Below are 4,556 nucleotides of genomic sequence, written 5' to 3'. Positions count from 1 at the left end.
CAGCGGGTGACGAGGTGGGGATTTTCGATGGTGACTATTGTGTCGGGGCCGGTGTGGTCATGGGCCCGATCGATCCCTATCTGTCCCTGGTGGCCTCGACCGACGACCCCACCACCACGGAAATGGTTGACGGGTTCACCCCCGGGCATCCCATCAGTTACCGCCTGTGGGATGCAAGCGAAGGAGTTGAGGTCATTTATGTGACCCCCACCTACACCAGCGGTGATGGGACTTTCTCGTCCCAGGGTACGGCCCTGGTGGCGCTCTCCGGGGCCACCATCGTCCCGCCCAGCCATTTTTCTCTGGTCTACACCGGCAACCCCTATCTGGCAATGAACATTTACGTGACCAGCGCCCGGATTGACGGTTTAGACCTGGCAGCGGGTGACGAGATAGGGATTTTCGATGGCGACTACTGTGTCGGGGCCGGCGTGGTCATGGGCCCGATCGATCCGTATCTGTCCCTAGTGGCCTCGACCGACGACCCCACCACCACGGAAGTGGTTGACGGGTTCACCCCCGGGCATCCCATTAGTTACCGCCTGTGGGATGAAAGCGAAGCCGTTGAGTTCCCATATGTAGTACCTGGCTACAGCAGCGGAGAGGGAATCTTTTCCTCCCAGGGAACGGCCGTGGTAGCGCTTTCAAGCTATACAAATAATCCGCCCATCCTGACAGACGTCCCCGATACCTCCTTTTCCGAAGATCAAACCTGCCAGATAATCCTGGCGGCCAGTGACTTGGATGAGGATATCCTGACATTCACCGCCGATAGTGACACTCCTGATGTCGTTGTCAACGTCGAGGGGACTTTACTGACTATAACCCCGACCGAGAACTGGAATGGTGAAGCGAGAATAGCTGTTACGGTAACTGACGGCCTTGCTGCCGACAGCGACACCTTCCGGTGCACAGTAATAGCCGTGCCCGATCCACCGGGGGCTTTTGCCCTGCTGGAACCCCCGCCCAATTCAACGGTCCCTATCAATGCTCAACATCCGGATAGTGCCCTCGTTTTCATATGGGAAACGGCTGAAGATTACGACAACGACGGAATAGAGTACCTCTTACGAGTAACCGATGAATTGCTGAAACCTGTGTCAATTGACACTACTATTATTGACCCATCCTTAGCACTATCCAATTCTTACGTGTTTGAAAAAATCAAGTCAGCCGGGAAAATCCCCAGTTCAGGGCTCATTACCTGGAAATGGAATGTCAGGGCCACCGATGGGCAAGACACGATTTGGGCCAATAATGGTCCTCTCAGCTTTACCATCGACTTGAGTCGCAATCCGGTATTGGAGAACAATGTCGTACCGACGGCATTTGCTCTGCATTCGAATTACCCGAATCCCTTTAATGCCGGTACTATTCTCCGTTTCGACCTCCCTGAGGCAACCACAGTGAATATCACGGTTTATGATGCGCTGGGAAGAGAGGTTTGTCGGCTGGTCGATGCTGATGCGGCTCCGGGCAGCTACAAGATCGTGTGGCGAGGAAGATCCAACAACGGCGGAGAGCTGCCTGGAGGCATTTATTTTGCCAGGATGAGAACGCCGTATTATATCAAGTCCATCAAAATGCTCTTGTTGAAGTAGGCTTGCCCTGAGCGCTTGGCTGAGCTCACGCCGATGCCTTGCCGAAGGGTGCTGCTGAAGTGACCGAAGGTCATCCTGAGTCCGTCGAAGGATGAACTGACAATTAGCAACAAGAAAAAGTAAAAGCCCCATTCATCCGGGGCCTTTTGCATTAACTTAGTGATGTTGGTAACTTTGCCCGCCGACTGAACGGCGCCACTAGCTCAAATGGTAGAGCAGCGGACTCTTAATCCGTTGGTTGAAGGTTCGAGTCCTTCGTGGCGCACCAACCGACTCGGTAGCTCAGTCGGTAGAGCAGCGGACTTTTAATCCGTTGGTCGGGGGTTCGATTCCCCCCCGGGTCACAGACTCCTTCCCACGGTACGCCTATACCACTAAAATGCGATCCGTTGGTCGGGGGTTCGCCCCGCCTAAGGCGGGATTTGTCACGCAGGAAGCGGGAATTTCCCCCCGGGGTCACAGACTCATTCCCCCTGTACACCCCTACCACCAAAATACGATCCGCTGGTCGGGGGTTCTCCCGGAGGGACCCCTTCGGGGGATTCCCCCCGGGTCACGTCTTCTAAGCCCCCATTTCCGATGGGATTGGAGGGCTTTCTGCTACTTGCCGCTAACCAGCAGATACAGAGTCACGGCGGTGGAGAGAACCGTAAAGTAGGGCAGGAGATGATGCAGGATCAGGAGTGCTGTTGGCATGGTTCGGGGGAGGCTCGCTAGACCGCCTGAAATGATGGTGACGAGAAAAAGCAGGCCGGTAACAACGCTGGCGATGAATTCGGTCGGGCTCAGCTTTGCCGTCTGGTTGATCCGGTAGACGGTTATAACTAGGAAGACGACCGCCGCTAGTGCAATCAATTTATGAATGTTCAGGATCATCGAACTATATGGCTTTCCGGAATGGCTCAGCCAGAAACCGGAAAGAAAGATGCAGAGGAAAAACAGTCCCACGCCTGTAATACGAAACAATGTAGTGCTCATTTCTACTCCCTGGATCATACTCAGAGGAACCTACAACAATTCGGGCGCCAACAAAACGACATTCCCGATGACCTGACCCCTTTCCAGCAGTTCATTGGCCCGGGCTGCCTCCAAGATGGGGAACTTTGCACTAATGATGGGCTTTATTTTGCCTTCTTCCAGTAGCTGGAAGAGTATCGCCCAATCTTCCATGAGCAGCCGATGAGGTACTCGATGCGTTCCGTATCCCTTAAGCACCTTTCCATTCGGCAGTAAGCTGAATAAAGCGAACTCGGCCAAAAGCAGCAAAAAGCGTGAGATACTCTGCGGGGCACCGTAATGCACCAACGTGCCGCCACGCCGCAGCACCGCCAAACCACGCTTGAGATATTCCTCCCCCATTCCATTGAAGACAAAATCGAGGCCATTAGGCTCCGCCTGCCGGAGCACATCGACAAAATCCTGCGTGTGGTAGTCAATCGGCGTCGCTCCGTATTCGGTCAGTGCGCGGTGTTTGCTGCGCGAGGCTATCCCGTATATGGTGAGGTCAGCCAGCTTGCCCAGCTGCAGAAAGGCGGTTCCCACACCACCACTGGCACCGATAATGAGTATCTTATCGGTAGGCTCGACCTGTGCCGACCGATGCAGCGCCTGGTACGCAACCAGATAGTTCAGGATGAGTGTTACAGCTTCGGCCGGGTCCAAGGCAGTGGGAACGTGAACCAGCGTTCCCGCTTCCCAATAGATATACTCGGCATACCCCCCGAAATTCGTCAAAGCGGCGGCTCGGTCACCCACGCCGACGTTGGTGACACCTTCGCCGATGGCATCCACGACTCCAAGGATGGAATAACCCGGCACGAACGGTAGCTTAGGCAGAAAAGGCCGGTTGCCAAGACGGGCGGCAATATCATCCTGGCATACACCCGTGGCGAGAATCCTGATCCGTGCCTCCCCGGCTGATGGCCGGCGCAGGTCATGCTCTATTATCTCGAGAACTTCCGGGCCACCTCTTCTGGTTACGATGATGCTTTTGTATTTCACAGCCCGCCCATATTTCATCTTTGATGTTATCATTTGCAATTGATTTCAGGCTAGTAGATATCTATACAGCGCTCAAGCTTGCTGTAATATATCGCACACTACGCAAATTTCTCCTCGGCGCCCAGCGGACTTTTCCTGCAGGGATCCCTTCGGGATAATCCGCTGGTCAGGGGATTCGCTCCGCCTGAGGCGGGCTTAAGTCCCGCTGAAAGCGGGAATTACCCCCGGGTCACACAAGAAAGCCCCGGTGGGTAACCAGGGCTTTGCAGTTATATGTTCCCAGTTACTGCTTTTCGCTACTTCACCAGCACCATCTTGATCGCCTCAGCACTTTCTGGCACTGCCATCTAAGCGATTTCCCGATCTGTAAGGTAGCGCCCAACATCCACTGCCCCATCTGACTATTATAGACTAACACCGATGCCCAACTTCAGTATGGTCTGCTCCCGCCATGCTCCTGAATTGTGGTGACTGTCGGCGACCGCGGCCTCCAGGGAAAGCGAACCAATATGTTTCCTGAGTCCCACTACCAGATAGGTGGCTTTAAATGCATTTTCCGGTAAATTAAAATAATCCAGTGCATGCTTCATATCTGTTGAGAATACGCCAAATGTAGTCATCAATGAGGTGGACCACCGCACTCTCAGGTTAAGTGCATACTCGTCCTGATCCTTCACGTCATCACGGACTTCCTTCCACTTTACCCGGTTGTAGCCAGCCACAAGCGACAGCCAGCGCCTCATTTCGACTGTTATGCCAGTGTATAATCGGGTTGGAGTGCGGCCAATCACATCAAATCGTCCATCTTCCTGTTCCGACGTAGAGTACTTCCCCACTCCTCTGATATTTACACCCTCCTCGTATTGAAGACCAACCTTCACCCTGAAGAAGAGAATCCACGGTGAAGTATACAGCCAGCCGGCGGTAAGGGTGAACTGCCTGGCATCCTTGCTG

The 4,556-nt window shown here is 54.0% G+C and carries 4 protein-coding genes and 2 tRNA genes; 3 read left to right on the top strand and 3 right to left on the bottom strand.

Annotation, left to right across the window (positions count from 1 at the left end):
* From ACETWG_13660 to ACETWG_13650, 3 genes are all read left to right on the top strand, one after another.
* Positions 1–1,601, top strand: a 1,601-nt coding sequence (locus tag ACETWG_13660) for an Ig-like domain-containing protein (protein ID MFB0517628.1), incomplete at its 5' end; no start/stop codon positions are given.
* 192 nt (positions 1,602–1,793) lie between these two features.
* A tRNA-Lys gene (locus ACETWG_13655) sits at positions 1,794–1,869 on the top strand.
* Between the two features lie 3 nt (positions 1,870–1,872).
* Positions 1,873–1,945, top strand: a tRNA-Lys gene (locus ACETWG_13650).
* Positions 1,946–2,201: 256 nt separating this feature from the next.
* Here ACETWG_13650 and ACETWG_13645 read toward each other — a convergent pair.
* The 3 genes from ACETWG_13645 to ACETWG_13635 all read right to left on the bottom strand — a co-directional run.
* Positions 2,202–2,579, bottom strand: a complete 378-nt coding sequence (locus ACETWG_13645; GenBank protein MFB0517627.1) for a hypothetical protein — start codon at positions 2,577–2,579, stop codon at positions 2,202–2,204.
* 30 nt (positions 2,580–2,609) lie between these two features.
* On the bottom strand, positions 2,610–3,602 hold the full coding sequence (locus tag ACETWG_13640) for a medium chain dehydrogenase/reductase family protein (GenBank protein MFB0517626.1): 993 nt from the start codon (positions 3,600–3,602) through the stop codon (positions 2,610–2,612).
* Between the two features lie 404 nt (positions 3,603–4,006).
* Positions 4,007–4,556, bottom strand: a 550-nt coding sequence (locus ACETWG_13635) for a hypothetical protein (GenBank protein MFB0517625.1), incomplete at its 5' end; no start/stop codon positions are given.

This window comes from Candidatus Neomarinimicrobiota bacterium, from assembly GCA_041862535.1.
Classification (GTDB): Bacteria; Fidelibacterota; Marinisomatia; order SCGC-AAA003-L08; family TS1B11.
Note: the sequence above shows the minus strand (reverse complement) of the source record. Positions and strands in the feature narration are given on the sequence as shown.